Consider the following 22262-nt stretch of genomic DNA (forward strand, 5'->3'; position numbering starts at 1 on the left):
GCACCTCGCATCCCCCGGCGCATCGTCGCAGCTCACAGCCGAGGGTCGGGCGTCATGGTCGACGCCCGACCCTCGGTCGGTCATTCGCGGATCACGCGCCCGCGGTCGTATTCACGACCACCCCACACCCCGGACTGACCGGTGCGCGCCGCGTACTCGGTGCACCCCGCGAGCAACGGGCAACCGGCGCAGATGCGGCGGGCGTAGTCGAAATCCTGCGACGGGTACGGAAACCACGCCTCGTGGTTGGGGTCGCCCCGGCAGGCGGCGCGATGCCACCGACCGGAATCGGACAGGGTGAGCAGGTCGGTCAGTGCGGTGGTCACGGCGCGTACTCCTTCCAGATCCGGCGCTGTGTGCTGGCGAGCGGGTCGGGAGCCTTGGGCTCCCACAGCAACCGCATCCCCGCCTCTTCGGGGGTGCGGTCGGCCTTGGTCGTATTGCAGGGTGCGCAGCAGGCTACGAGGTTGCCCCAGGTATTGGGGCCGCCCCGGCTGCGCGGGCGAATGTGGTCGACGGTGGCCGCCCAGTTCGCGCAGTAGCCGCAGCGGTGCTTGTCGCGGCGCAGCACACCGGCCAGGGTGGCGCGGCTGTCCTCGCCGACCGGTCGCACATGCGCCAGGTACACGTAGCGCAGTAACCGGATCGTCTCCGGCAACGCCACCTCGAGCCGCTGCGAGCGGATCGGGAAACGCGGCACCCGGTCGATGACGGATTCGGCGGCACCGCTGAGCAGCAATGTCACCGCCCGATCGGCGGTGATCTCGTCGAGCGCCTCGTAACTGGCGTTGAGCACCAGCACGCGGCTGTGTATCCAGTTGTCGGCGGCGGGAGCCGTCGGGACGACGGCATGACGAATATCATCGGAATCACCATGTTTCGAAGAAGCGAGCGGAAGGGAGAGGTGGGGTGCGCTCAGTGCGCGATGGGGAGACGACCGGCTTCGCGCATCTCGGCGCTGCGATGTCCGGTGCTCTGGTATCCGGGCTTCGAATCATGCTGTCGTACAGCTGGTTTCACGGTCGTCTCCTCCTCTCTGCGTGCTCTGCCGGTCTCGTCTGGCGCGATGTCGGCCTCGTGTGAATCATGGTGACACACCGTGTCCGGAATGTCGGCTCATTTGTTGTCGGTGGGCGACAGCGCATCCCACCGGCGCCCAGGGTGATTCGGGCGTGGCCGTGACGCCGACGCGTGCGAGCTGGGCCGCCGCCCACACGGCGAACCCGGCCAGGGCGTAGAGCGCGCCGAACAGGCAGGACGCCCACCATCCCCACACGGTGAAAGCCCAGGTCGTGGTGACCGCGCCGAGCGCGGAGCCCAGTGAGTAGAAGGCCATGTAGGCACCGATGACACTGCCCGCGCGGTCGGGATGTGCGGTGGTCAGCACATGCTGACTGCTCACGTGCACAGCCTGGACAGCGAAATCGAGCAGAACGATGCCGACGACGAGCAGCACCGCTGTCCCGGTCCGCGCGATGAACAACCAGGACACGGCGAGCATCAGCAGGGCCGAGCCGGTGACCCGCTGCGCGTGACCGGCATCGGCCCACCGGCCGGCCCGGCCCGCGCCGAGGGCGCCCGCGAGACCGAACAACCCGAACAGCCCGATCTCGGTCGTGCCCAACGACCAGGGATGCGCGGCGAGGGGGAGCGCGAGGCCGCTCCACAGCGATCCGAAGGACGCGAAGACGAAGAAGGTGATCGAGCCCCGGCTCAGAAACAGCCGGTCCGTGGTCACCAGCCGTCCCGTGGACCGCAGCACCTGGATGTACCGATTATCGCGGGTTCTGACGTCCGGACTCAGAACCCTCCGGGTGAGGACGGCGAGCGTCGCGCAGAGCACCGCGAGCGCCGCATAGGCTGCCCGCCAGCCGAGCGTGTCACCCAGCAGACCCGCGACGACACGGACCCCGAGGATGCCGATCACCACCCCGGAGGTGACAGCGCCGATATTGCGGCCCCGTTCACCGGGCGCGGAAACTGCGGCGACGTATGCCACGGTCACCTGGACGACGACCGCGAACACCCCGGCGACCGCGAGCCCGGCGACCGCGACGACACCAGTGGGCGCGACGGCGGTGATCGCGGCCCCGACCGAGGTGAGCGCGAGCATGCCGCCGATGAGCCGACGGCGGTTCACCAGGTCACCGAGTGGGACCAGCAGAACCAGTCCGGCGAAATACCCGATCTGCCCGGCGGCGATCAGGACGCCGGACGACTGCGGCGACAGCCCCAGTTCCGCACCCGCCACGGTGAGAACCGGCTGGATCGCGTAGATCGTGGAGACCGCCGCGGCGCACACCACCGCCAGCGTCACCCGTTGTGCTCGCGTCAGTCGTGTACCCACCGGACCTCCAAAGAGTAGCAAAATGAAACCAAATCAAAGGTAAGCAATAATGGTTTCGAATTGCAACCTATTAGGAGGTGGCCCATGGCTCCGACGGTCCGTGTCGACCGCGAATGGACCGATGCCACCTGCCCGGTGGCGCGAACTGTCGACCTGGTGGGTGATCGGTGGAGTCTGCTCATCGTGCGCGACGCCATGGAAGGGCCGGCGTCGTTCACCGAGTTGCGGCAGCGGCTCGGGATCGCGCGCAACATCCTCGCCGACCGCCTGCGCCGACTCGTCGACGACGGCATCCTCGCCACCAGCGCGACCGCGAGCGGCAAACGGTACGTCTACGAGTTGACGCCGGCGGGGCGGGACCTGTTCACCGTCGTCGTCGCGCTGCGGCAGTGGGGGGAGAGTCATGCCTTCGCCGACGACGAGCCCCGCTCGGCGCTCGTGGACCGCGACGGCCGGCCACTCGCCGAACTACGTCCTCGCGATCGGGCAGGCGCGGTCGTCACCGCAGCCACCACCGAAGTGCGGCGAGTGGACTGCGGGTGAACTACTTTCGGCCGGCAGCCACCAGTTCTGCGCACCGTTCGCCGACCAGCATGACGGTGATGTTCGGATTCACCGTGGTGTGCGCCGGGAACACCGAGGCGTCGGCCACGCGCAGTCCATCGATGCCCTTGACCCGCAGTTCCGGGTCGAGCGGGCTCATCGGGTCGTCCGGTGCGCCCATCCGCACGGTGCCGACGGGGTGGTACACGGTGTTGTGGGTGCGCCGGATGTAGTCGGCCAGTTCGGCATCGGTCTCGGCCTGTGGACCCGGATACAGTTCCCGCTCGATCCACTCCGAAAGCGCTGCGGCGGAGGCGATTTCACGAGCCTTGCGCAGGCCCGCGATCATCACCCGCATGTCGTGGCCCTCGGCATCGGTGAAGTAGCGCGGGTCCACCCGAGGCTTGTCGCGGAAGTCGCGCGACCGCAACCGCACGGTGCCGCGCGAGCGGGCGTGGGTGACATTGGGGGTGAGGCAGAAGGTGTTCTCGGCCGTCGGGTAACCCTGGCGCAGCGTATGCATGTCGAAAGGGACACTGCCGTAATGCATCATCAGGTCGGGCCGGTCGAGCCCGTCGACGGTGGTGGTGAAGATGCCCGCCTCCCACCATTGTGTCGAGCTGCGCACCATCGGCTGTTTCGTCTCGAACCCGATCACCCCCTCGGGGTGGTCCTGCAGGTGCGCACCGACACCGGGAGAGTCGACCACGACGTCGATTCCGTTCTCCCGCAGGTGATCCGCCGGACCGATACCCGAGAGCATCAGCAGCTTCGGCGAGTCTATGGCCCCGGCCGAGACGATCACCTCCCGCTCGGCGGTGACCCGGGTGGCCCGGCCGAAGGCGTTGTCGGTGTACTCCACACCGACCGCGCGCCCGTCCTCGATGAGGATCCGCTTGGCCCACGCGCCCGTCCGGATGGTGAGATTCGGCCGATCCAGAATCGGGTGCAGGTAGCTCACCGACGACGAGGATCGGGTGCCGTCGGTGCGGCTGTTGATCTGGAAGAAGTTGGCGCCGTTGACAACCGTGCGATCGGCATTGAACTCCGCACGCGGAATCCCGACCTCCGCGCAGGCGTCGAGCACCGCCACGCCGCAGGGGTCGTTCGGCGGCACCGTCATGATGTTCACCGGCCCGCTGCGCCCGTGGTGCTCGCCGGGAGCATCGTTGGTTTCGATCCGGCTGTAGAGCCGGTACATCGAGTCCGAGCCCCAGCCGGTCGCGCCGTGCTCGCGTTCCCAGCTGTCCAGGTCTTCGCGCGGCGCCCAGAACGCGATGCAGCTGTTGTGCGACGAACAGCCGCCGAGCACCTTGGCCCTGGCATGGCGCATGAACGAATTGCCGTTCTCCTGCGGCTCGATCGGATAGTCCCAGTCGTAGCCGGATTCCAGCAGTTCCATCCAGCGATCCAGGCGAAGGATCGCCGGATCGTCCACATCGGACGGGCCCGCCTCGAGCAGACACACCGTCACCGACGGATCCTCCGAGAGGCGAGCGGCCACCGCAGCGCCCGCCGAACCGGCGCCGACGATCACGTAGTCGTAGGAATTCACCGCTGGTCCTCCCGCAGCTCGAACCAGCCGGTGACCCCCGGCCGGAGGTTCTCGTACACGTGCTTGGCCTCGCGATACTCGTGCAACCCGGACGGGCCGAGTTCACGGCCGACGCCGGACCGGCCGAACCCGCCCCACTCCGCCTGTGGCAGATAAGGCCCGAAGTCGTTGACCCACACCGTGCCCGCGCGCACTCGGGCCGCCACCCGCCGCGCCCGCGCCGAATCGCTGGACCACACCGCGCCCGCCAGGCCGTATTCGGTGTCGTTGGCGATGGAGATCGCCTCTTCCTCGGTCGTGAACGTCTCCACCGTGACCGTCGGGCCGAACGCCTCGTCGTGCACACAGGCCATCGTGCGGTTCGCCCGGTCGATGACGGTCGGCAGATAGAACCAGCCGTTGTCGAGATTGCCCGAGCCCTGATCGCCGACGGCGAAGGTACCGCCGGTGCGGATGTCGGCTCCGTCCGCGCGGGCCTGCTCCACATAGGCGTGCACCTTGTCGCGATGCGCCGACGAGATCAGCGGACCGGTCTCGGTGCCGTCGGCGAACGGCAGGCCGAGGCGGATCTGGCGGGCGCGGCGGACGAGTTCGTCGACGAACCGGTCGTGCGCCGACTCTTCGATCACCAGTCGCGCCCCAGCCGAGCACACCTGGCCGGAATGCAGGAACGCCGCGTTGAGGGCGTTGTCGACACAGGCGCTGAGGCGCTCGTCGGTGTCGCAGGCGTCGGCGAAGATGATGTTCGGGTTCTTGCCGCCCAGCTCGAGGGCCACTTTCTTCACCGTCGCCGCCGCCTCGCGGGCGATGACGCGGCCCGTGGACAATCCGCCGGTGAACGAGACGAGGTCCACATCGGGATGGGCCGACAGGGGAGCGCCCGCGGTCGGTCCGGCGCCGAGGACGAGATTGGCCACGCCAGGCGGCACCCCGAGGTCGTCGAGGACGGTCATCAGCAGGATCGCGGTGTGCGGGGTGAGTTCGGCGGGCTTGAGTACGAAGGTGTTGCCCGCGGCCAGCGCCGGTGCCACCTTCCAGGCGGCCTGCAGCAGCGGATAGTTCCACGGCGTGATGAGCCCGCACACCCCGACCGGTTCGTAGACGATGCGCGAATCGATGTCGGCGTTGCCCGCGTCGACCACCCGGCCCGCGTCCTCGGCGGCGAGCTTGCCGAAGTACCGGAAGCAGTTCTCGATATCGGTCATGTCGATCTCGGACTCGTAGGGCCGTTTGCCCGTGTCCAAGGTCTCGGCGCCCACGAACTGTTCGCGTCTGCCCTCGATCGCGTCGGCGATGTCGAGCAGCAGATCGCCACGTTCACCGGCGGTGGTGGTGCGCCACGGTCCGTCGTCGAAAGCGCGCCGAGCGGCGGCGATGGCGGCCTCGGTGTCCTCCGCGCCCGCCTCGGCGACGGTGCCGACCACGGAATCGTCCGCCGGACAGCGGATCTCGCGGGTCAGACCGGACGCGGCCGCGCGCCAGGTGCCATCGATATAGAGGGTCTGGCTCATGGTTGTCCCTTCACGATTCGTCGGTGTCGACGGCTTCGGGTTCGTGGTGATCGGTGGCGGAGCGGCGCAGGTAGAGATAACCGAGATGACGTTCGTACTGGTCGAGGATGTCGCCGATCACCTGCTCACGGCTGTACCCGTTGAGGGCGTACCCCTGCGAGCCCTCCGCCAGATACACCTCGCAGCGGAAATAGCGGTCACCGGAGCGCTGGGCCAGCACCGCGTACGAGGGTGCGGGCGCCGAGACCGGCCACACACCGTATTCGAAGCCGGTCTCGGTGCCCTGATCGACGATCAGCCGCGGATACGGCAGCCCCTCGTGGGTGCCCGATTCGTCGACGTGCGCGGTGAGTCCCATCCTGGCCAACTCCTCGGAAACCTCACGCATGGCTGGAATCACGGTGTTGTTCAAGAACTTCCGGGTCGAGGCCGGGCCGGGGTAGTGGACGGTGGCCAACAGCCTGCGCCGCCAGCTGCCGTGCTCGCTCGGTCCGCGCCCGGCCGCGATGGCATTGGGCAGCGCCGCCCGGTAGCTGTCGATCTTGAACGATTCGTTGCGCACCGCGCGCAGCATGGCGATCCCGATCAGAGCCAGCACGAACGAGAACGGCAAGCCCATGATGATCGTCGCGTTCTGCAGGGTGATGATCGATCCGCCGGTGCCCGCGAACAGCATCGACAGCGTGAGCAGGCCGATCGCGGCCGACCAGAAGATCCGGGTGCCACGCGCGCAATCCGCCATCGGGTCGGGCAGTTTCGAGGTGAAGTTGCCCATCACGAGCGAACCGGAATCGGCGCTCGTCACGTAGAACAGCAGCCCGGTGATAGTGGCTATGCCGAGCAGAAAGGTGGCCCCGGGGTACTGCTCGAGCAGGGAGTAGAAGCCCAATTCGGCTCGGGCCGCGGTCTGTTCGGCGAACTGCTGATCGTCACGCGCCACCTGCAACGCGCTGTTGCCGAACACCGAGATCCACAGCAGGGTGAAGCTGAACGGCACGACGAGCACTCCGAAGATGAACTGGCGCAGGGTGCGTCCGCGCGAAATGCGCGCGAGGAACAGCCCGACGAACGGCGCCCATGCCACCCACCACGCCCAGAAGAACAGTGTCCAGCTGTCGAGCCACGTCGAGGGCTGATTCGCCGTCTCCGGATTGCGTTCCCAGGCAAAGGTGTTCAGCGTGCGGTCCAGGAATGTCGACAGGTAGTCGCCCGCGTTCTGGGTGAGCCCGTTGAGCAGGAACGACGTGCGACCGGCCACCAGGATGTAGATCAGCAGGGCGATGGCCATGATGACGTTGAGTTCGGACAAGCGCCGGATGCCCTTGTCGACTCCGGTGGTCGCGGAGACGGTGGTGATGGCCACCGACAACGCGATCAAACCGATCTGGGCCGCCTTGCCCTGCGGAACGCCGAACAGTTCGTGCAGACCGTAGTTGAGCTGGACGATGCCGATGCCGAGCGAGGTGGCGATACCGAAGATGGTGCCGAGCACCGCGGCCACATCGATGGCGTCACCCCAGCGCCCGTGCACCCGCTTGCCGAAGATCGGATAGAGGGCGGCGCGAATCGTCAGCGGCAGATTGTGCCGGAACGCGAAGTACGCCAGTGCCCCGCCCATCAGCGCGTACATCGCCCACCCGGTGATGCCGTAATGGAAGATCGTCCAGGTGACAGCTTCGCGGGCGGTGTGATCGGTCTGGGCCGGTCCCTCCGGCGGGTGCAGGTAGTTGTAGACCGGTTCGGCGACGGAGAAGAACATCAGGTCGATGCCGATGCCCGCCGCGAACAGCATCGACGTCCAGGAGAACAGGCTGTACTCCGGGCGCGATTCCTCCGGGCCGAGGCGGTAGCGGCCGTAGCGGCCCGCACCGAGGAACACGACGAGCCCGAGGATCACGGTGGCGAGCACGAAGTACCACCAGCCGAACCAGGTGGAGATGAAGGTCTTCACCTCGCCGACGACGCTTTCGGCACTCTCCGGCGAGGCCAGCGCCCAGACCGCGAAGGCCAGCACGAGCCCCGCGGCGGTGAGGAACACGGGCTTGTTCACCGACCGCTTGTCGGCCACCGGGTGCAACGTCACCTGCGTCGCCCCGACAGGTGTGCTGTTGTCGCCGGGATTGCTGGGGGCGCCCATGCGACGAAGGCTAGTTCGTCCACCTCGTCCTTTCGTGGACATCCGGTGGTTGCTGTGCCCGTGTTCGAGCGTGCGCGGCGGCCGCGAGGCGGGAACCTACAATCGAGAGGTGGTTCGCCACGCCCAACCGTCGGCCCCCGACGATTCGGCGTGGCGGAATGCGTGACGCCCGCCGGGCGTTCCACCCACACGCGATGTCGCATGTACCCACGGGTAACATGACATCGACTTTTTCCAGCCGGTTTTCAACCGAAGTGAGGCAGTAGATGACAGAGCGGATTCAGGTCGGCGGGCTCCAGGTGGCGAGCGTTCTCCACGATTTCATCGAGAACGAGGCGCTTCCCGGTACCGGCGTAGATTCCGCCGCGTTCTGGGCAGGCGCCGAACAGGTCATCAACGACCTCGCCCCGCGCAACCGTGCCCTGCTGGCCGAACGCGACGAGATCCAGGGCAAGCTCGACGCCTGGCACCAGGAGAGCCCCGGCGCGAACTACGACAAGGGCGCCTACAAGCAGTTCCTCACCGAGATCGGGTACCTGCGCCCCGAGCCCGCGCCGTTCCAGATCGGCACCGGCAACGTCGACGCCGAGATCGCCACCACCGCAGGCCCGCAGCTGGTGGTTCCGGTGATGAACGCGCGTTTCGCGATCAACGCCGCCAACGCGCGCTGGGGTTCGCTCTACGACGCCCTCTACGGCACCGACGCCATCTCCGAGGCCAACGGCGCCGAGAAGGGCACCGGCTACAACCGCGTGCGTGGCGACAAGGTCATCGAGTGGGGCCGTAACTTCCTCGACGACGCCGTCACCCTCATCACCGGTTCGCACATCGGTTCGTCGTACTACAAGATCGTCGACGGCGAGCTCGAGGTCGGCCTGGAAGACGGCACCGACATCGGCCTGGCCGATCCCTCCCAGCTGGTCGGCTACCTCGGTGACCCCGAGGCCCCCACCTCGGTGCTGCTCAAGCACAACGGTCTGCACATCGAGATCCAGATCGATCCGAATTCGCCCATCGGCTCCACCGACTCCGCCGGCGTCAAGGACATCGTGCTCGAGTCGGCGCTCACCACGATCATGGACTTCGAGGACTCGGTCGCCGCGGTCGACGCCGACGACAAGGTCGTCTGCTACCGCAACTGGCTGGGCCTGATGAAGGGCACCCTCGCCGAGGAGGTCACCAAGAACGGCAAGACCTTCACCCGCACCATGAACCCCGACCGCGTGTTCACCGCGCTCGACGGTTCCGAGCTGGTGCTGCACGGTCGTTCGCTGCTGTTCGTGCGCAACGTCGGCCACCTGATGACCTCCGACGCCATCATCGACGCCGAGGGCAACGAGGTGCCCGAGGGCATCATGGACGGCCTGATCACCTCGCTGATCGCCGTGCACTCGCTCAACGGCACCGCCGAGCTGGCCAACACCCGCACCGGCTCGGTCTACATCGTGAAGCCGAAGATGCACGGCCCCGACGAGGCCGCGTTCACCAACGAGCTGTTCGGCCGCATCGAGGACGTCCTCGGCCTGACCCGCAACACCCTCAAGGTCGGCATCATGGACGAGGAGCGCCGCACCACGGTCAACCTCGCCGCGTCGATCGAGGCCGCCAAGGACCGCGTGGTGTTCATCAACACCGGCTTCCTGGACCGCACCGGCGACGAGATCCACACCTCCATGGAGGCCGGGCCGATGGTCCGCAAGGCCGAGATGAAGACCCAGACCTGGATCACCTCCTACGAGGACTGGAACGTCGACACCGGCCTGGCCAAGGGCCTGCCCGGCAAGGCCCAGATCGGCAAGGGCATGTGGGCCATGCCCGACCTGATGGCAGGCATGCTCGAGCAGAAGATCGGCCACCCCAAGGCAGGCGCCAACACCGCGTGGGTGCCCTCGCCGACCGCCGCCACCCTGCACGCCACCCACTACCACCAGGTGGACGTGTTCAAGCGCCAGTCCGAGATCGCCAAGGGCGGCCCCCGCGCCACCGTCGACCAGATCCTGGAAATCCCCCTGGCCCAGTCCACCGACTGGTCCGACGAGGAGAAGCGCCAGGAGCTCGACAACAACTCCCAGGGCATCCTGGGCTACGTCGTGCGCTGGATCGACCACGGCGTCGGCTGCTCCAAGGTGCCCGACATCAACGACATCGGCCTGATGGAAGACCGTGCCACCCTGCGCATCTCGAGCCAGCTGGTCGCCAACTGGCTGCGCCACGGCATCGTCTCCGAAGCAGACGTGATCGCCAGCCTCGAGCGCATGGCCCCCGTGGTCGACCGCCAGAACTCGGGCGACAAGAACTACCGCCCGATGGCGCCGAACTTCGACGACTCGATCGCTTTCCAGGCCGCCAAGGAACTGGTCCTGGAAGGCACCAAGCAGCCCAACGGCTACACCGAGCCGATCCTGCACCGGCGTCGTCGTGAGTTCAAGGCTGCGCAGAAGTAGTGATGACGAGTGGTGAAAAGTAGCTCGTAGCAGCACTTTCGCTTGAGGCCCCGCATCGGAGACATCCGATGCGGGGCCTCTGCCGTCACTGGAGATCATGCTGGATACCAGCTCGTCAGCCTCAAAATGGTCGCAAACGAAAGTGCCGCCATCGCCCTGAGAAGTGGTCTACCAGCGGATTCGCGTCCCGTAGGACGGAAACTTGCGCGATCCGGCGGTCTAGGTCGAAGATGTCTTGCCCCGTCGGACTGGCGCGATTTGAACCTGGGACTTCGTCACGACGGTTCACATCGTCCCGAAGCTTCTCAAAAGTACTCAAAAGTGCTGGTAGTCAGAAGGAGCGACGAACGTCGTGTCCTGGTCTCTGACCTCACGAGTTCACTCCCTCGGCGAATCGCGCTGAGGAAGGAAACGGAGAGCGCTGGGGCACTGTCGATTCCAGTTCGACTGACGGATTCTGCCCAATGTAGCTGGCTTGCTCGTGGTCTCGGCTCACTCGCGCGTACGCCCGGCACCTTCAACGGGAAGCTCGTGATTCGGATCGGTCGTGCGTGTACCCGCGCGTGCGATCGAGACCTGCGGCCGCAGATGCGATGACCGTACGGATGCGTCTATCGATACCGGTGTTCGAAACTGCACGAGGAGCGGGAACCGCACAGCTGGGCAGTTGGTACGTCTACGCTCCTCGGCGGCGTGGGGGACAGATGAAACGGCGAGTCACTCCGGGCAGCTGTGGTATTCCGTGTCGTTATAGCGCTTGGTTACGACGAAGTCTGTGTTGGCCAATTTCTCGCCGATCGGAGTTTGCGTCCAGGCCGCGAGCTGCGCCTGATTCGTGGCGAGCTTCAGCAGTGCGACTATATCGGTAATACTCGGCCGCTCGGCGATCGTGCAGTGGACTACCGGCTCGCCGTGTGAACCTGTTGGGTAGCCCTCCTCATCCCACACGTCTACCTCCCACCGATAGACCGCCACAGCCCAGTGCACACGGTTGTACTTGCCGCCAGGCAGGGGAGCCTCGACGTTGAGGAAATAGCCATCGGTATCGCCTGGTTCTGCGGTGATAGACAGGGGTTCCAGCTGGAGCTGGGCGTCTCCGATATCGATCTGCGCTTCGACGTCGAGTAGGGTCCGCAGGTCGATGATGGCTTCCTGGAGTTCTTCACCGCTGGCGTCTGCTTCGAGGCGGTCCATCAGGTCGCGGTCTCGTTGACCCAGGCCGACCAATCCGCCGTCGAAACAAACGAACGGGTCCCCGAAGTCCCAGTTGCGTCGATTTTCGCTTTCAGGAACCTCGAATCCCTCCGCGTATTCGGCAACCGCAGCGCGAAGCCAGCGAGTCTCGGTTTCCAGCTCCGAATCCACCGCGGTGCGAATCGGTGTCGGTACAGACGCTGTCGCGATATCAAGGTCCCTCAACGCCTCGTGAAGCAGCCACATCGCCTGCTCGTACCACAGGCTGTGCGTGCCTTCGAGCAGGTCAGCTCGCATATTGCGATCGGTGAGCGCAGCGAGGTGTTTCTGCGGGTAGTCGTTGAAGCCGCGACCACGCATGTCGTACACGCTCACCGGAACCGACGCGCTGGCCGAGATCCGGTTCAGGGCGTCAACGATCGGCGCCGCCGTCGCAGTGGACTCGACACTGGTCACGGTTGAAGACACCACGCCGCCTGGTGCGCGGTAGCTCGCCAAGATCTGAACCTTCCCACGTTGTGAATGCTGGGAGTAGATAGTCATCGCGAACTAGCCCTTCTCAGTCGGCGTGCCCGCTGGACTCGTCGGCCTGGGATAAGTAAACGGGAATACGGCGATGGCGCAGGCGCAATCCGGGCTCCATGCCGCAGCGAGTTGAAATCGGCGGTGGTTCAGGCGCAATCCCGAACTCCTTGCCTACGGAGGACGTTACCCGAATATCCGCGTTCTTTCTGTGGGTTGGGCGGTTGTTCATCCAGGGCTTCCTTCGGTATCGAAGGTGATCGGCCGCGCGGACTTCTGCGGCGATCCGGTTGTGCCAGCTATCTTGTGGACTGGTTGAACAGCAGTGTTGGTTCAGCGAGAATGTCTCGACCGCTTTCTGATTGGTAGATGGTGTCGACGCTGCCGAACTTCGCTTGTCTGTAGTCGAGGCCGAGGTCTGCTGCGGCGCGGCGAACCGAGGGCTCGTCGGATCCCTCGATTTCTAGGAAGGTGGGCAGGTCGGGCCAGGTATCCAGGTCGAAGACGATGTCGCCGAGGCGCCATTCTTCTCGATAGTTCTCTTGGTATCGGGTCTGTGTGAGTCCGATCGTGGTGAGGATCTCGGCCATCGCGTCCAGGTCGTCGACTACGGTCTCGATCTCGGTTGTGCCGTCGATGGTGGTGGAGTCGGTGACGCGTTTGAGCGTCAACGTCGTACGGGTGCCCTCGTGTCGCAGCCGCACCCAGGCTCCTTCCGGCAAGGCGTGTCCGTCGAAGATCCTGCGGGTCAACAAGGTTCGGGAAAATGACATGGTGGCGCCGAGTGCTGTGAGTCTTGCCCTGATCGCTTCGACGTCGACGGCCAGGAAGGTGGCTTCGTATTCGTGCTTCATCAGGCGCGGGTCCCTTGGTTGAGGTGTTCGGGCTTTGTGGCGAAAAGTACACCCATACGATGTGTGTGGTCGTGGGGTTGGCCCACGTGCGGCCGTTCGGTGAAAGGGTCAGTCCTCAGGGTGAGCAGCACTTCCCATGTGTCAGAGGGGAAGTGGCGGAACAGTTTGTCGGGGGTGGTGTAGTGCTCGATGAGGTGGTGGTGGTCCTCGACCGGCATCATGAATTCGGCGCCGAACAGGCCGCCTGGTTCGAGTAGGTCTTTCATCCGTCCGATGAATTCGCCGAGTGGACGGCGGTGGTTGGCGCTGTAGTGCCAGGAGCAGCTGGTCCATACGGCGTCGGCTTGTAGTTCTGACAGCTCGGCGTGGAAGAAGTCGTGTGGTTGGATCTGCACCCGGCTGGTGAGGCCGGCTGCGTGGATACGTTGGGTGAGGCTGGGGGCGTGGGCGAGGCCGGAGCCGGGTAGGAGAATCTCGCCGCCGTAGAGCGCTTGTGGGTCGTTCTCGACGGCGATGACTTCGTAGCCGGCCGCGGCGAGTGGCAGAACGAACTTGCCGTCGCTGGCGCCGACGACGGTCACGGTCGCGCCTGGCGCGTGTCGGTCGTTGAGTTCACGCAGGTACTGCGGGAAGAAGGTCAGGGTCTGTTCCCAGAGGCTAGTGGTTTGCATGGTCGGTCCTACTTGTGTTGAGGGACAGGATCGTTTCCACAACCTCGGCGGGGCTGCTGGTTGTGGTGTCGATGCGGTGGGTGGCCCAGTTGCCGATAGCGGCGGTGAGGCTGTCGGTATGTTGTTCGGCCAAGACGTCCCATCGGGTGAGGGGCTTGTCGCGATGTGCCAGGCGGCGCAGACGTTCGTGGTTCGAACAGGTCAGTTGGTAGGTCACTGGCTGGGGCAGGTCCGCGGGCAGGGTGATGCCGACTCGCGCGCCGAATTCGCGATGGGTGGTGAGGCAGCGGGCGAAATAGCTTTCGACGACGACGGGGCTTCCTGCTTCGAGGTGGTCGACGATCTGTTCTGTGGCGGTCAAGAGTGCGGACAGAAACAGGCACATGCGGGCGTCGGCGTTGGTCGAGTTGTCCAGCTCCCGCCGCAGCGGCTGGTAGTTCGCCGGGACTGTCGCGACCAACACCGCGCGGCGGGCCTCGGCCAGCAGCGGCGCCACCGTGGTTTTGCCGGTGCCCGCGAGTCCTTCGACGCTCTCGAACAGCGCGGGCTCAGACACGGCCGTACACCACGTCGGGGATGCCGAGTGCGATCTCGTCGTGCGCGGAGGGCCGGTACTCGATGTGGTCGCGGTCTTTGTCGTACCAGAAGGCGTGCGAGTCACGGCCAACGGCCTTGCAGGACATGGTGAGTGCTCCGCGGGGGTCTGCCTCGATCCGGTCGATCGTGTCGGTGCCGGTTGAGGGTGAGCATGCCGGTGCTTCGCTGAGGTCCTCGTCGAGGATTACCTCGATGTCAAGACGCGCCTGGCCGAGTTGATCTCGGAGGTCGGTGTAGGCGGCGCTATCGGTGATCAGCATGTCGGGATGCTGTGCGGCGTTGCCGACAGCTCGCAGTTGATGCAGTTTGAGTTGCGATACTCCGAGCGCTTGGAGGGTTTGCGCCAGTTCCACGACTTCGTCGATGTTGTATCGGTTCACGGTGAGAGTGGCGCCGGTCGCTACGCCCAGATCACTTGCGAGCTCGATGGATTCGATCGCGGCGCTGTAGCTTCCATCGCGCCGTATTCGATCGTTGGTGGCCCCGACACCTTCGAGTGAGATCCGCAGCAGGTCGATGCACGGCGCGATCTCTCGCAATCGGGGGCCGATGCGGTAACCGTTGGTGCAGATCTCGACGGTCAATCCCAGAGTGTGTTTGGCATAGCGGATCACCCGCGGCAACTCCTTGTACACGAATGGCTCGCCACCCAGGAGAACGACAGCTTCGGTGGCGTATTCACGGTGCATGCGGCCGAGGAGGTTGCAGGCCTGCGCGGCGGTGAAGGTGTCGGCGTGTTGGAGGCGTTCGCCGTGGAAGCAGTGTTTGCAGGTGAAGTTGCAGCGGTAGAGCAGCTGTAGGTAGAGCCTTCGGATGGTGTGGATGCTGGTGTGTTCGGTGATCATGTTGGCCGCCTTGGGTTTTGGTGAGGTCAACAGCGTGGCCGCCGGTGCTTGGACCGGGTAACCGCGTTTGGGACGTTGCCCAGGACGTCCCGGGACTTTTTCGTTACTGGGTTCGCGGGTGTGCTTGCTTGGACCGGTCGTGTCGGCTTCTATTGGTGGCGTGAATGTCCGGCTTCAGACTGTGCTTCATCAGCGGGGGATCGAGCCTGAGTCGTTGGCCGACGTCTGTGAGGTCGACCCGAAGACTGTCGGACGCTGGCTCGGCGGGCGGGTTCCGCACCCGCGCCACCGCCGACGGGTCGCGCATCACCTGCGGGTCGAGGAGGGATTCCTCTGGCCACCTGAGGTGGACGACAGAGCGTCAACGAACGTCGAACTGGTCGCCACCTATCACAATCGCGCCGAAGTGCCTCGCGAAACGTGGCTGACCCTGTTGGGCAACGCAACCGAGCAGATCGACGTGCTCGTATTCTCCGGGACGTTCTTCGCTCAATCCAACCCCCGTGTCGCTCAGACCCTGATCGAACGAGCGCGTGAGGGCGCCCGAGTTCGGTTGTGTTTCGGCGACCCCGGCTGCAAGGCGGTCCTCGAACGCGGGATCGAAGAGGGGCTCGGCCCCGACACGTTGGCCGCGAAGATCCGTGCCTCTCTCACCTACTACCGCTCGCTCGTTACCGCACAGCGGTGCGAGGTCCGGCTGCACGGCACGACCCTCTACAACTCGATGTTCCGCTACGACGACACCTTGCTGGTGAATCCGCATATCTGGGGACAGCCCGCGAGTGCGAACCCCGTTTTCCAGCTCAAGCGGGTCAACGAAGTCGGCTGGTTCGACAACTATGCCGAGAGTTTCGACGCGATCTGGGCTGACGCGCAGCCCTGGATTCCGGACTGAAAGGCCGACTATGGGCAGAATCGAGTACTACCACGATCCGAAGTCGCCTAAACCGAATTCGCTTGTGGTGGCCTGCAATCTCCTCGTCACCGACGAGTCCGGCGCAATTCTGCTCCAACGTCGTCGTGACACCGGCCAGTGGGCGCTGCCGGGTGGCGCGATGGACTTCGGCGAGACCGCGGCTGAATGCGCGATCCGAGAATGCCGCGAAGAAACAGGGATCACCGCCGAAATCACAGGTTTCCTAGGCGTCTACAGCAACCCTCACCACATCGTCGCTTACACCGATGGCGAAGTGCGCCAGCAGTACGAGAACACCTACCTCGGGCGACCGGTATCCGGGACACCGACGATCAACGACGAAGCAGACGGTGTCCAGTTCGTTGCGCCCGACGACCTGGACAAATTCGACATCCACCCCAGCATGCGCCAACAAATCGGAGACTACCTGTCGGGCAGCTACCCCTACCTCGGCTGATTCAGCATCGCCAGCTCGACCCTGGCTGATGCGGCCATGATCTCAGGCGTTGCCCGCTGAATGAACCTACCCACCAATGTATCCGGGCCATAGCGGCCGACAATTTCAGCGATCCGCGCGCGCGGAGTCGTCGGCTGCCCGTCCGGCGTTGTAGTCATGTCGGCGTAGATCAACGCATCGACGAGCAGTCGGTTGTCGGGCAAAGGGAACTCAGCCTCGAGCTCGCTGCGGAGTCCGCGCTCCTCTGCCTCCAGCAACGCGCAGCTATGGTTGGCCACCAACCGCGTCAACCGCTCATCAGCCCCGTGTTCGTCGCGCAGGAACCGGGCACCGTCCAGCGGATGAAACCCCGTTCGCGCCAGCTTGGGGGCGTAGCCGACGTCGTGGAGGACCTGACCTGACCCCAGGAGATCGGTCCAGCGACTGTGAGAGCCTTGCCGCCCACGTAGTGGGCAGGAAGGCTCGATGACCATGGCGACACGAAAGAGGCACACACCTGAACAGGTCGTGCGCAAGCTGAGCGAGGCCGACCGGCTGCTGGGCGAGGGCAAAGACATCGCCGAGGTGTGCCGTCACCTGCAGATCACCGAGGCTACCTACTACCGGTGGCGCAACCAGTTCGGCGGACTAAAAGCCGACGACGCCAAACGGTTGAAAGACCTCGAACGCGAAAACTCTACTCTGAAACGACTTCTCGCCGAGTCGGAGCTGGAGAAGGCGGCGTTGAAGGAGATCGCCAAGGGAAACTTCTAGACCCGGAACGCCGGCGGGCGGCCGTGGCGGCACCTGGTGCGGGTGCTCGCGGTCAGCGAACGGTTCGCCTGCCGGGTGACCGGGCAATATCGAAGTACACAACGGCGCCTTCGGGCCACCGAGACCACCGCTGATCCCGATGCGGCGTTGCGTGAATGGCTGCGTGGCTGGGCGAAAACCCATCCGCGGCAAGGATTCCGCCGCGCCTACCACGACGCCCGCGGCGAAGGCTGGACGGTCAATCACAAGAAGATCCAACGCCTTTGGCGTGACGAGGGACTACGGGTGCCGCAGCGGCGGCGCCGAAAACGCCTGGGTACCTCCACCACCACGACGGCGGAGGCAAGCGCACCCAACCGGGTCTGGGCAGTGGATTTCCAATTCGATGCCACCGATGACGGGCGCCCAGTCAAGATCGTCTCCATTGTCGATGAGCACACCCGCGAATGCTTGGGCGGGCTGGTGGAACGGTCGATCACCGCCGACAGGCTCATCGATGAACTGGACCGGATCGCCGTCGATCGCGGCTACCCCGCCGCGCTGCGTTGCGACAACGGGCCAGAATTCGCGTGCCAGGCGATGGCCGACTGGGCGAGCGAACGGGTCGGTTTGGCGTTCGTCCCACCCGGCCAACCCTGGCGCAACGGCTACATCGAATCGTTCAACGGCCGCCTGCGCGACGAATGCCTCAACATCAACAGCTTCTGGTCGTTGACCCAAGCCCGCGTTGTGATCAGCGACTGGAAGGACGAATACAACCACCGCCGAAGACATTCCGCCCTGGGCTACAACACCCCAGCCGGATACGCTGCAACCTGCATCCACCGATAACCGGCTCTCACACGCGGTGGACCGACTACCGGGGTCCCGTCAGACCGCCGCCGCCCGAAGCAGAACCTCATCGTCTCCCTGAAATCCACCACTGAGATCCGCGGCGGCTTTCTCAACCCCTTGGGAGTGCGCCCAACGACGTGGCAGAACCTGGCTCAACTCTGCCCGAGCGACGGACCTGGCCCACTCGATCTCGACAACACCACCCACACCCTGGAAGCTACCAAGACAACCGCCAGGACGAGAGCCCACGGGCCGCGCGGGAGCGGATTCCGACGGACAAATCGTGTTGCTACATCGGAAGGTTCAAGACCTCGACGAGCCGCGAGTCGACACAGCAGTCGCTCTCCTTGCGAATTGTCCCCGGATGGGTCCCGTAATGTACCGGACTGAGGTCGGAACTTCCCCAAGAGTTAGGTCGCTCCCAGTCCGGTTGACGGTTCGCCTCCGAAAGGTTCGATGTCAGCTGGTGGTGTGAGATTGCATGCCTAGGCGGGCGAGGTAGCGGTTGGCTTGGCGACGGCTGGTTAGTGTGACCAGCTCTAGGTGGTCGCCGTGTTCGGCGTTTCGACATTGCGGGCCGCGAAGCCTACGAGGTCGCGAACGAGGCCCTCGTCCAGAGTGTGGATCGGATGATCGCGGTCTGGGACGGCCGGGACGGGCAACGCGCGGGCACCGGGACCGTGGTCGAACTGGCGCGCCAACGCGGTATCCCGGTCGACGTCGTATGGCCTCAAGGCGCAGCGAGAGACTACGACGCAAACGCTGGCATCGGTGCGAATCTGCTGACGATGGGCAGAAAATCGTGGAGCGTTCGGTCCCTCGTGCCGCCGCCACACCGACTCGATCCGGCGGACCACCCGCTGTCAGAGGCAGGGGTTGTCGCAAGGGATCATGACGTCGCTTCGAGGTTCTGGCAGGCCCCGTAGCCGCCTATCGCGTGTCGACTGGCCGGATCTTAGCCAGGACCAGTGTCACTACGCGGTAAGCGAGAACCGCTGGGACGGCGATGATCAGCACGAGGCGCAGGGCTACCACGACAACGGCCAAGGTCACGAACCCTGCTCCGAGGCCATCGGGCGACCCATACCCGTGCCGAGCCGACGACGCCGCCAGAGCCGCATGCAGGGCGAGGTAGACCACCGACAGGACCAGCGGAACGCGGAACAGGCGCCACACGGTCGACACTGCGTTGGGGACCTTCATCGGGCCAGCTCCGGTCCCGACGACAGGAACGCGAGCATGAGCGCGTTGCCGATCACGCCGCCGGTCGCGAATCGTGTGCGGGTTCCGCTCTGTAGCGACAGTCCGAAGAGGTCGGCGGTGCGGAACAGGCGGGTGAAGGTGTCGCGGTGGCCGAAGGCGCGGGCGGGAGCGAGTGCGAAACCGGTGGCCGACACCGATATTCCAAGGATCAAGGGGCCACTGTCCATGTCACCGGGGCCGCTGTAGCCATCACCGTACTCATCGATCGCGCTGAATCCGAGGACCGTTCTTTCCTGACCGAACAGCCCTGCTGCCAATTCTTCGGCGAGTGACCGGTCCGCGAAGCCCGCGAAATAGGCCGCCAAACCGGTTCCCGATGCGCGGGGTGAGTCCTGGGCCCGGCCGTCGGTGCCCATGCGCTGGATCACCAGTCCGGTGTCGCGATCGATCTGAACCGCGCGCACCTGTCGCGCCCAATGCGCGATGACCGCCGTGTGATCGACTCCTGTCACCCTGCCGTGCACCGCGATCGCCGCCGCGACCGCGGCCACATCGGTGGGGTACGCCCTGCCGGGAAAGGTGTCGAGCAGCCCGGTCGGCGAAGCGAGTAGCCGCCGCTCGAGGGCGGTGATCAGAGCGTCGTACTGAACGGCGAGGTCGGCAGGGAAGGCTGGATCGATCCACCGGGCCATGCCGAGCGCGAGGGCCGGATAGGAGAGGTAGGCGTGACCGTCGGTGCTGTCGAGTTCGGCGAGTCCGTCGCGGCCGTGCCATGCCGACGTGAACTCCGAACGCATCTGGGGCAAAAGACTTTTGATTGCGGCGCGCGTGATGACCGGGGCGTACCGCTCCCGCCATTCGGGGTGTTCCAGACACGCTTGCGCCAAACCCTGTGCTGTCATCTGATGGCGAGCAGCCCCCACATACCGACGATCCCGTCTCCTCCGCCGGTGGCTCGCCGATGATCGTCGGCGGCTTGGAAGGGCGACCATCTCCTAGGCGAGTCCGCGCAGCAACGTCGGGTCACCTCGATACCACCCGTCGGCGTCCCGGCCGCACCACCATCTCGGTAGCACGCACACAACCGAAATCGCGACCACCATCGCGATCACCACCGTGAGCGGACCGCGTAACCTGCGCACCGCTCCGGCTGCACTCCCCATGTCCCGAAGGTACATGCGCGGCAAGAATGTTCACTTCGAATCGGGTTTCACCTACTTCCCGGGTCAGTTGCTCGCTGTCGGCATCCCTGCCGCGAGTCGTGTCGGCCGCACGCGGGTGATCGTGTCGTCCTCGTCGGAGCCGGAGCGCTCGGCTCGTTCGTCCTGGCGGGTTGCGTTATCTGGGTGACGTCTACATAGACGTAGCGCAGGCCCGCCTCGATCGCGCCGAACGACTCGGTGCCCACCGCTCCGTGATCGCACCCCCGCGCTGACACCCTGACGAGCACGGATTGTCGTCCAGCGCGTCGGTGCCGTCGGCGGAGACGAGGGCGGGGAAGGCGGCCAGGGCCGCCACCAGGTCGGGACGGGCGGCAGCGGTGCGTGCCGCTAGTAGGCCGCCGATGCGTAGCCGCAGACCGCGACCGGTCCAGCGAGCACTTCCGGCTGTGCGATGAGGAAGCGCAGGTAGGTGTCCACGTCGCGGCGGACTTGTTCGACGGTGTGGGCTTCGATCAGCGGCATGAGTCGGTCGACGATCGGGAGTCGCACGTCTTCGCCTATGTAGGAAGGCAATTCGATCACCGGTGCCGGGCCGTGCCGGTAGAAGAGGTTGGGAACCAGCACATAGTAGTCGTGGCGCGCGAGTTCGCGGCCAGGTCACGCAGCAGGATGGCGACGGAGGTGGGGCCCGTGCGGGGCGCGAGATTCTCGATGGAGCGAGGGGTTCGCACCGGCCCTATCCGGCGCTCAGCAGCGCCGGATAGCCGATCCGTATGTGGCGCAGGGCCGTCCCTGGAGTCATCGCGATCAAGAACAGCCCTCGCGCGATGAGCGTTGGTGGCTCGGTTCCAGTGCCACAACGGTGTACGGCGTAGCCGGTTGCGGTGTGGTGTCGTAGCGGGCGTTCGGTAGGTACAGGTGTCCGCCGAACTCCGCGACTGTGGTCGGCACGTCGAGGCGCGGGTCGGTGACGTGCCGCTCGACCGTGCCCGTCGTACCCGTGCGGTCGAGGGTGATCACGGCGATCGTGTCGAGCCGGTTCTGCACGACGAGCAGTGTGTTGGCGTGTAAAAGCAAACCGTCGCCGTGGGGCACCGTTTCGGTGCCGAGGTCCACCTTGCGGGTGTGTCCGGTCGCCGGGTCGACACGGAACAGGTGCCCGGTCACCGATTGCACGACGATCAGCCGGGTGCTGTCGGGTGTGCGGACGATGCCGTTGGCATTGAATGCCGCAGGCACGTAGGCGATGTCGCCGGTCAACGGCACACGGACCACCGCTTCGGGCAGTGGGAGCGTGCCGTCGGGACCGAACGGCAGGTGATAGAGGACCGGCGTGCGCGAATCCGTGAACCATGCGCCGGCGGGGGTGATCACCACGTCGTTGACGATGGTGTCCTCGGAGAGCGCCAGATGGTAGCTCGCCAGCATCCGGCCCGTCCGCGCGTCGAGCACGCGGGCGTCGCCGCTCGACCCGCCCGCGACGAACAGCCTGCCACGGTCGTCGAGCCGCAGCCCGAGCGACGGTGTTCCGGGGCCACGGCTCAGGATCTCCCCATGCCCGGTCACCAGGTCGGCACGATAGATCGATCCGTCCGCGGCCGAACCGACGTACATCACCGGACGCGCACCGATGGTGATGCCCTCGGGCCGGAAGCCGGCGGGCAGGTCGATCGTGGTGGGAAACAGCGCGGGGGCCACGTCGCGGCACTCTGCGTG

The 22262-nt window shown here is 65.6% G+C and carries 18 protein-coding genes and 2 pseudogenes; 5 read left to right on the plus strand and 15 right to left on the minus strand.

Annotated features, from left to right (window positions below; translation table 11 throughout):
* Positions 1–80: 80 nt before the first annotated feature.
* From AB0I19_RS02545 to AB0I19_RS02555, 3 genes are all read right to left on the minus strand, one after another.
* Entirely contained in the window at positions 81–326 is a 246-nt protein-coding gene (locus tag AB0I19_RS02545) for a WhiB family transcriptional regulator (protein WP_067488664.1), read from the minus strand.
* Positions 323–802 (minus strand): HNH endonuclease, encoded by a 480-nt coding sequence (locus AB0I19_RS02550; RefSeq protein WP_357143595.1) that lies wholly within the window; start codon positions 800–802, stop codon positions 323–325. The genes AB0I19_RS02545 and AB0I19_RS02550 overlap by 4 nt, the downstream gene beginning before the upstream one ends.
* Before the next feature lie 282 nt (positions 803–1084).
* Positions 1085–2347, minus strand: coding sequence for an MFS transporter (locus tag AB0I19_RS02555; protein ID WP_357143597.1), 1263 nt, complete (start codon positions 2345–2347; stop codon positions 1085–1087).
* Between the two features lie 84 nt (positions 2348–2431).
* On the opposite strand from AB0I19_RS02555, the gene AB0I19_RS02560 reads away from it, so the two are divergent.
* A complete protein-coding gene (locus AB0I19_RS02560; protein ID WP_357143599.1) occupies positions 2432–2890 on the plus strand; it encodes a helix-turn-helix domain-containing protein in 459 nt (152 codons plus the stop codon).
* A 1-nt stretch (position 2891) separates the two neighbouring features.
* On the opposite strand, the gene AB0I19_RS02565 is transcribed toward AB0I19_RS02560, so the two are convergent.
* From AB0I19_RS02565 to betT, 3 genes are read right to left on the minus strand one after another with little or no spacing between them, the layout of a single operon-like run.
* On the minus strand, positions 2892–4445 hold the full coding sequence (locus AB0I19_RS02565) for a GMC family oxidoreductase N-terminal domain-containing protein (protein WP_357143601.1): 1554 nt from the start codon (positions 4443–4445) through the stop codon (positions 2892–2894).
* Entirely contained in the window at positions 4442–5956 is a 1515-nt protein-coding gene (locus AB0I19_RS02570; RefSeq protein WP_357143603.1) for an aldehyde dehydrogenase family protein, read from the minus strand. Before AB0I19_RS02570 ends, AB0I19_RS02565 begins: the two co-directional genes overlap by 4 nt.
* A 10-nt stretch (positions 5957–5966) precedes the next feature.
* A complete protein-coding gene (gene betT / locus AB0I19_RS02575) occupies positions 5967–8093 on the minus strand; it encodes a choline BCCT transporter BetT (RefSeq protein ID WP_357143605.1) in 2127 nt (708 codons plus the stop codon).
* Between the two features lie 266 nt (positions 8094–8359).
* Here betT and AB0I19_RS02580 point away from each other — a divergent pair, with 266 nt between their 5' ends.
* Positions 8360–10537, plus strand: a complete 2178-nt coding sequence (locus AB0I19_RS02580) for a malate synthase G (RefSeq protein WP_357143607.1) — start codon at positions 8360–8362, stop codon at positions 10535–10537.
* 717 nt (positions 10538–11254) lie between these two features.
* Here the strand turns inward: AB0I19_RS02580 and AB0I19_RS02585 are convergent.
* From AB0I19_RS02585 to AB0I19_RS02605, 5 genes are all read right to left on the minus strand, one after another.
* Positions 11255–12187 carry a hypothetical protein gene (locus AB0I19_RS02585; RefSeq protein WP_357143609.1) on the minus strand — a complete coding sequence of 311 codons (933 nt, stop codon included), beginning with the start codon at positions 12185–12187 and terminating at the stop codon, positions 11255–11257.
* A gap of 365 nt (positions 12188–12552) precedes the next feature.
* A complete protein-coding gene (locus tag AB0I19_RS02590; RefSeq protein ID WP_357143611.1) occupies positions 12553–13107 on the minus strand; it encodes a class IV adenylate cyclase in 555 nt (184 codons plus the stop codon).
* Entirely contained in the window at positions 13107–13778 is a 672-nt protein-coding gene (locus AB0I19_RS02595; protein ID WP_357143612.1) for a class I SAM-dependent methyltransferase, read from the minus strand. Before AB0I19_RS02595 ends, AB0I19_RS02590 begins: the two co-directional genes overlap by 1 nt.
* The gene (locus AB0I19_RS02600) at positions 13765–14334 is read right to left on the minus strand and encodes an AAA family ATPase (RefSeq protein WP_357143614.1); all 570 of its coding nucleotides are present in this window, start codon (positions 14332–14334) and stop codon (positions 13765–13767) included. The genes AB0I19_RS02595 and AB0I19_RS02600 overlap by 14 nt, the downstream gene beginning before the upstream one ends.
* A complete protein-coding gene (locus tag AB0I19_RS02605; RefSeq protein ID WP_357143616.1) occupies positions 14327–15220 on the minus strand; it encodes a radical SAM protein in 894 nt (297 codons plus the stop codon). Before AB0I19_RS02605 ends, AB0I19_RS02600 begins: the two co-directional genes overlap by 8 nt.
* A gap of 124 nt (positions 15221–15344) precedes the next feature.
* Between AB0I19_RS02605 and AB0I19_RS02610 the strand changes: the two genes are divergently transcribed.
* Positions 15345–16115 (plus strand): XRE family transcriptional regulator, encoded by a 771-nt coding sequence (locus AB0I19_RS02610; RefSeq protein ID WP_357143618.1) that lies wholly within the window; start codon positions 15345–15347, stop codon positions 16113–16115.
* Positions 16116–16125: 10 nt separating this feature from the next.
* Positions 16126–16593 (plus strand): NUDIX domain-containing protein, encoded by a 468-nt coding sequence (locus AB0I19_RS02615; RefSeq protein WP_357143619.1) that lies wholly within the window; start codon positions 16126–16128, stop codon positions 16591–16593.
* Here the strand turns inward: AB0I19_RS02615 and AB0I19_RS02620 are convergent.
* Positions 16581–17066: a metal-dependent phosphohydrolase gene (locus tag AB0I19_RS02620; protein WP_357143621.1), complete on the minus strand. Its 486-nt coding sequence runs from the start codon at positions 17064–17066 to the stop codon at positions 16581–16583. The genes AB0I19_RS02615 and AB0I19_RS02620 overlap by 13 nt on opposite strands.
* Between AB0I19_RS02620 and AB0I19_RS02625 the strand changes: the two are divergent.
* Positions 17065–18177, plus strand: a pseudogene (locus tag AB0I19_RS02625) (IS3 family transposase). The gene AB0I19_RS02620 and the pseudogene AB0I19_RS02625 overlap by 2 nt on opposite strands.
* Positions 18178–19379: 1202 nt before the next feature.
* On the opposite strand, the gene AB0I19_RS02630 reads toward AB0I19_RS02625, so the two are convergent.
* From AB0I19_RS02630 to AB0I19_RS02640, 3 genes and pseudogenes are all read right to left on the minus strand, one after another.
* Positions 19380–20180 carry a hypothetical protein gene (locus AB0I19_RS02630; protein WP_357143623.1) on the minus strand — a complete coding sequence of 267 codons (801 nt, stop codon included), beginning with the start codon at positions 20178–20180 and terminating at the stop codon, positions 19380–19382.
* Between the two features lie 753 nt (positions 20181–20933).
* Positions 20934–21185, minus strand: a pseudogene (locus AB0I19_RS02635) (dienelactone hydrolase family protein); the annotation flags it as partial.
* Between the two features lie 168 nt (positions 21186–21353).
* A complete protein-coding gene (locus AB0I19_RS02640; protein ID WP_357143625.1) occupies positions 21354–22244 on the minus strand; it encodes a superoxide dismutase in 891 nt (296 codons plus the stop codon).
* Between the last annotated feature and the right edge of the window lie 18 nt (positions 22245–22262).

It is taken from the genome of Nocardia sp. NPDC050413 (assembly GCF_040655475.1).
Classification (GTDB): domain Bacteria; phylum Actinomycetota; class Actinomycetes; order Mycobacteriales; family Mycobacteriaceae; genus Nocardia; species Nocardia coubleae.

What these genes read in the sequence shown, in the direction of transcription:
- AB0I19_RS02560 (WP_357143599.1), top strand. Translation starts at nt 2,432, where the DNA reads ATGGCTCCGACGGTCCGTGTCGACCGCGAATGGACCGATGCCACCTGC.
- AB0I19_RS02570 (WP_357143603.1), bottom strand. Translation starts at nt 5,956, where the DNA reads ATGAGCCAGACCCTCTATATCGATGGCACCTGGCGCGCGGCCGCGTCC.
- betT (WP_357143605.1), bottom strand. Translation starts at nt 8,093, where the DNA reads ATGGGCGCCCCCAGCAATCCCGGCGACAACAGCACACCTGTCGGGGCG.
- AB0I19_RS02580 (WP_357143607.1), top strand. Translation starts at nt 8,360, where the DNA reads ATGACAGAGCGGATTCAGGTCGGCGGGCTCCAGGTGGCGAGCGTTCTC.
- AB0I19_RS02590 (WP_357143611.1), bottom strand. Translation starts at nt 13,107, where the DNA reads ATGAAGCACGAATACGAAGCCACCTTCCTGGCCGTCGACGTCGAAGCG.
- AB0I19_RS02595 (WP_357143612.1), bottom strand. Translation starts at nt 13,778, where the DNA reads ATGCAAACCACTAGCCTCTGGGAACAGACCCTGACCTTCTTCCCGCAG.
- AB0I19_RS02605 (WP_357143616.1), bottom strand. Translation starts at nt 15,220, where the DNA reads ATGATCACCGAACACACCAGCATCCACACCATCCGAAGGCTCTACCTA.
- AB0I19_RS02615 (WP_357143619.1), top strand. Translation starts at nt 16,126, where the DNA reads ATGGGCAGAATCGAGTACTACCACGATCCGAAGTCGCCTAAACCGAAT.
- AB0I19_RS02620 (WP_357143621.1), bottom strand. Translation starts at nt 17,066, where the DNA reads ATGGTCATCGAGCCTTCCTGCCCACTACGTGGGCGGCAAGGCTCTCAC.
- AB0I19_RS02630 (WP_357143623.1), bottom strand. Translation starts at nt 20,180, where the DNA reads ATGCGTTCGGAGTTCACGTCGGCATGGCACGGCCGCGACGGACTCGCC.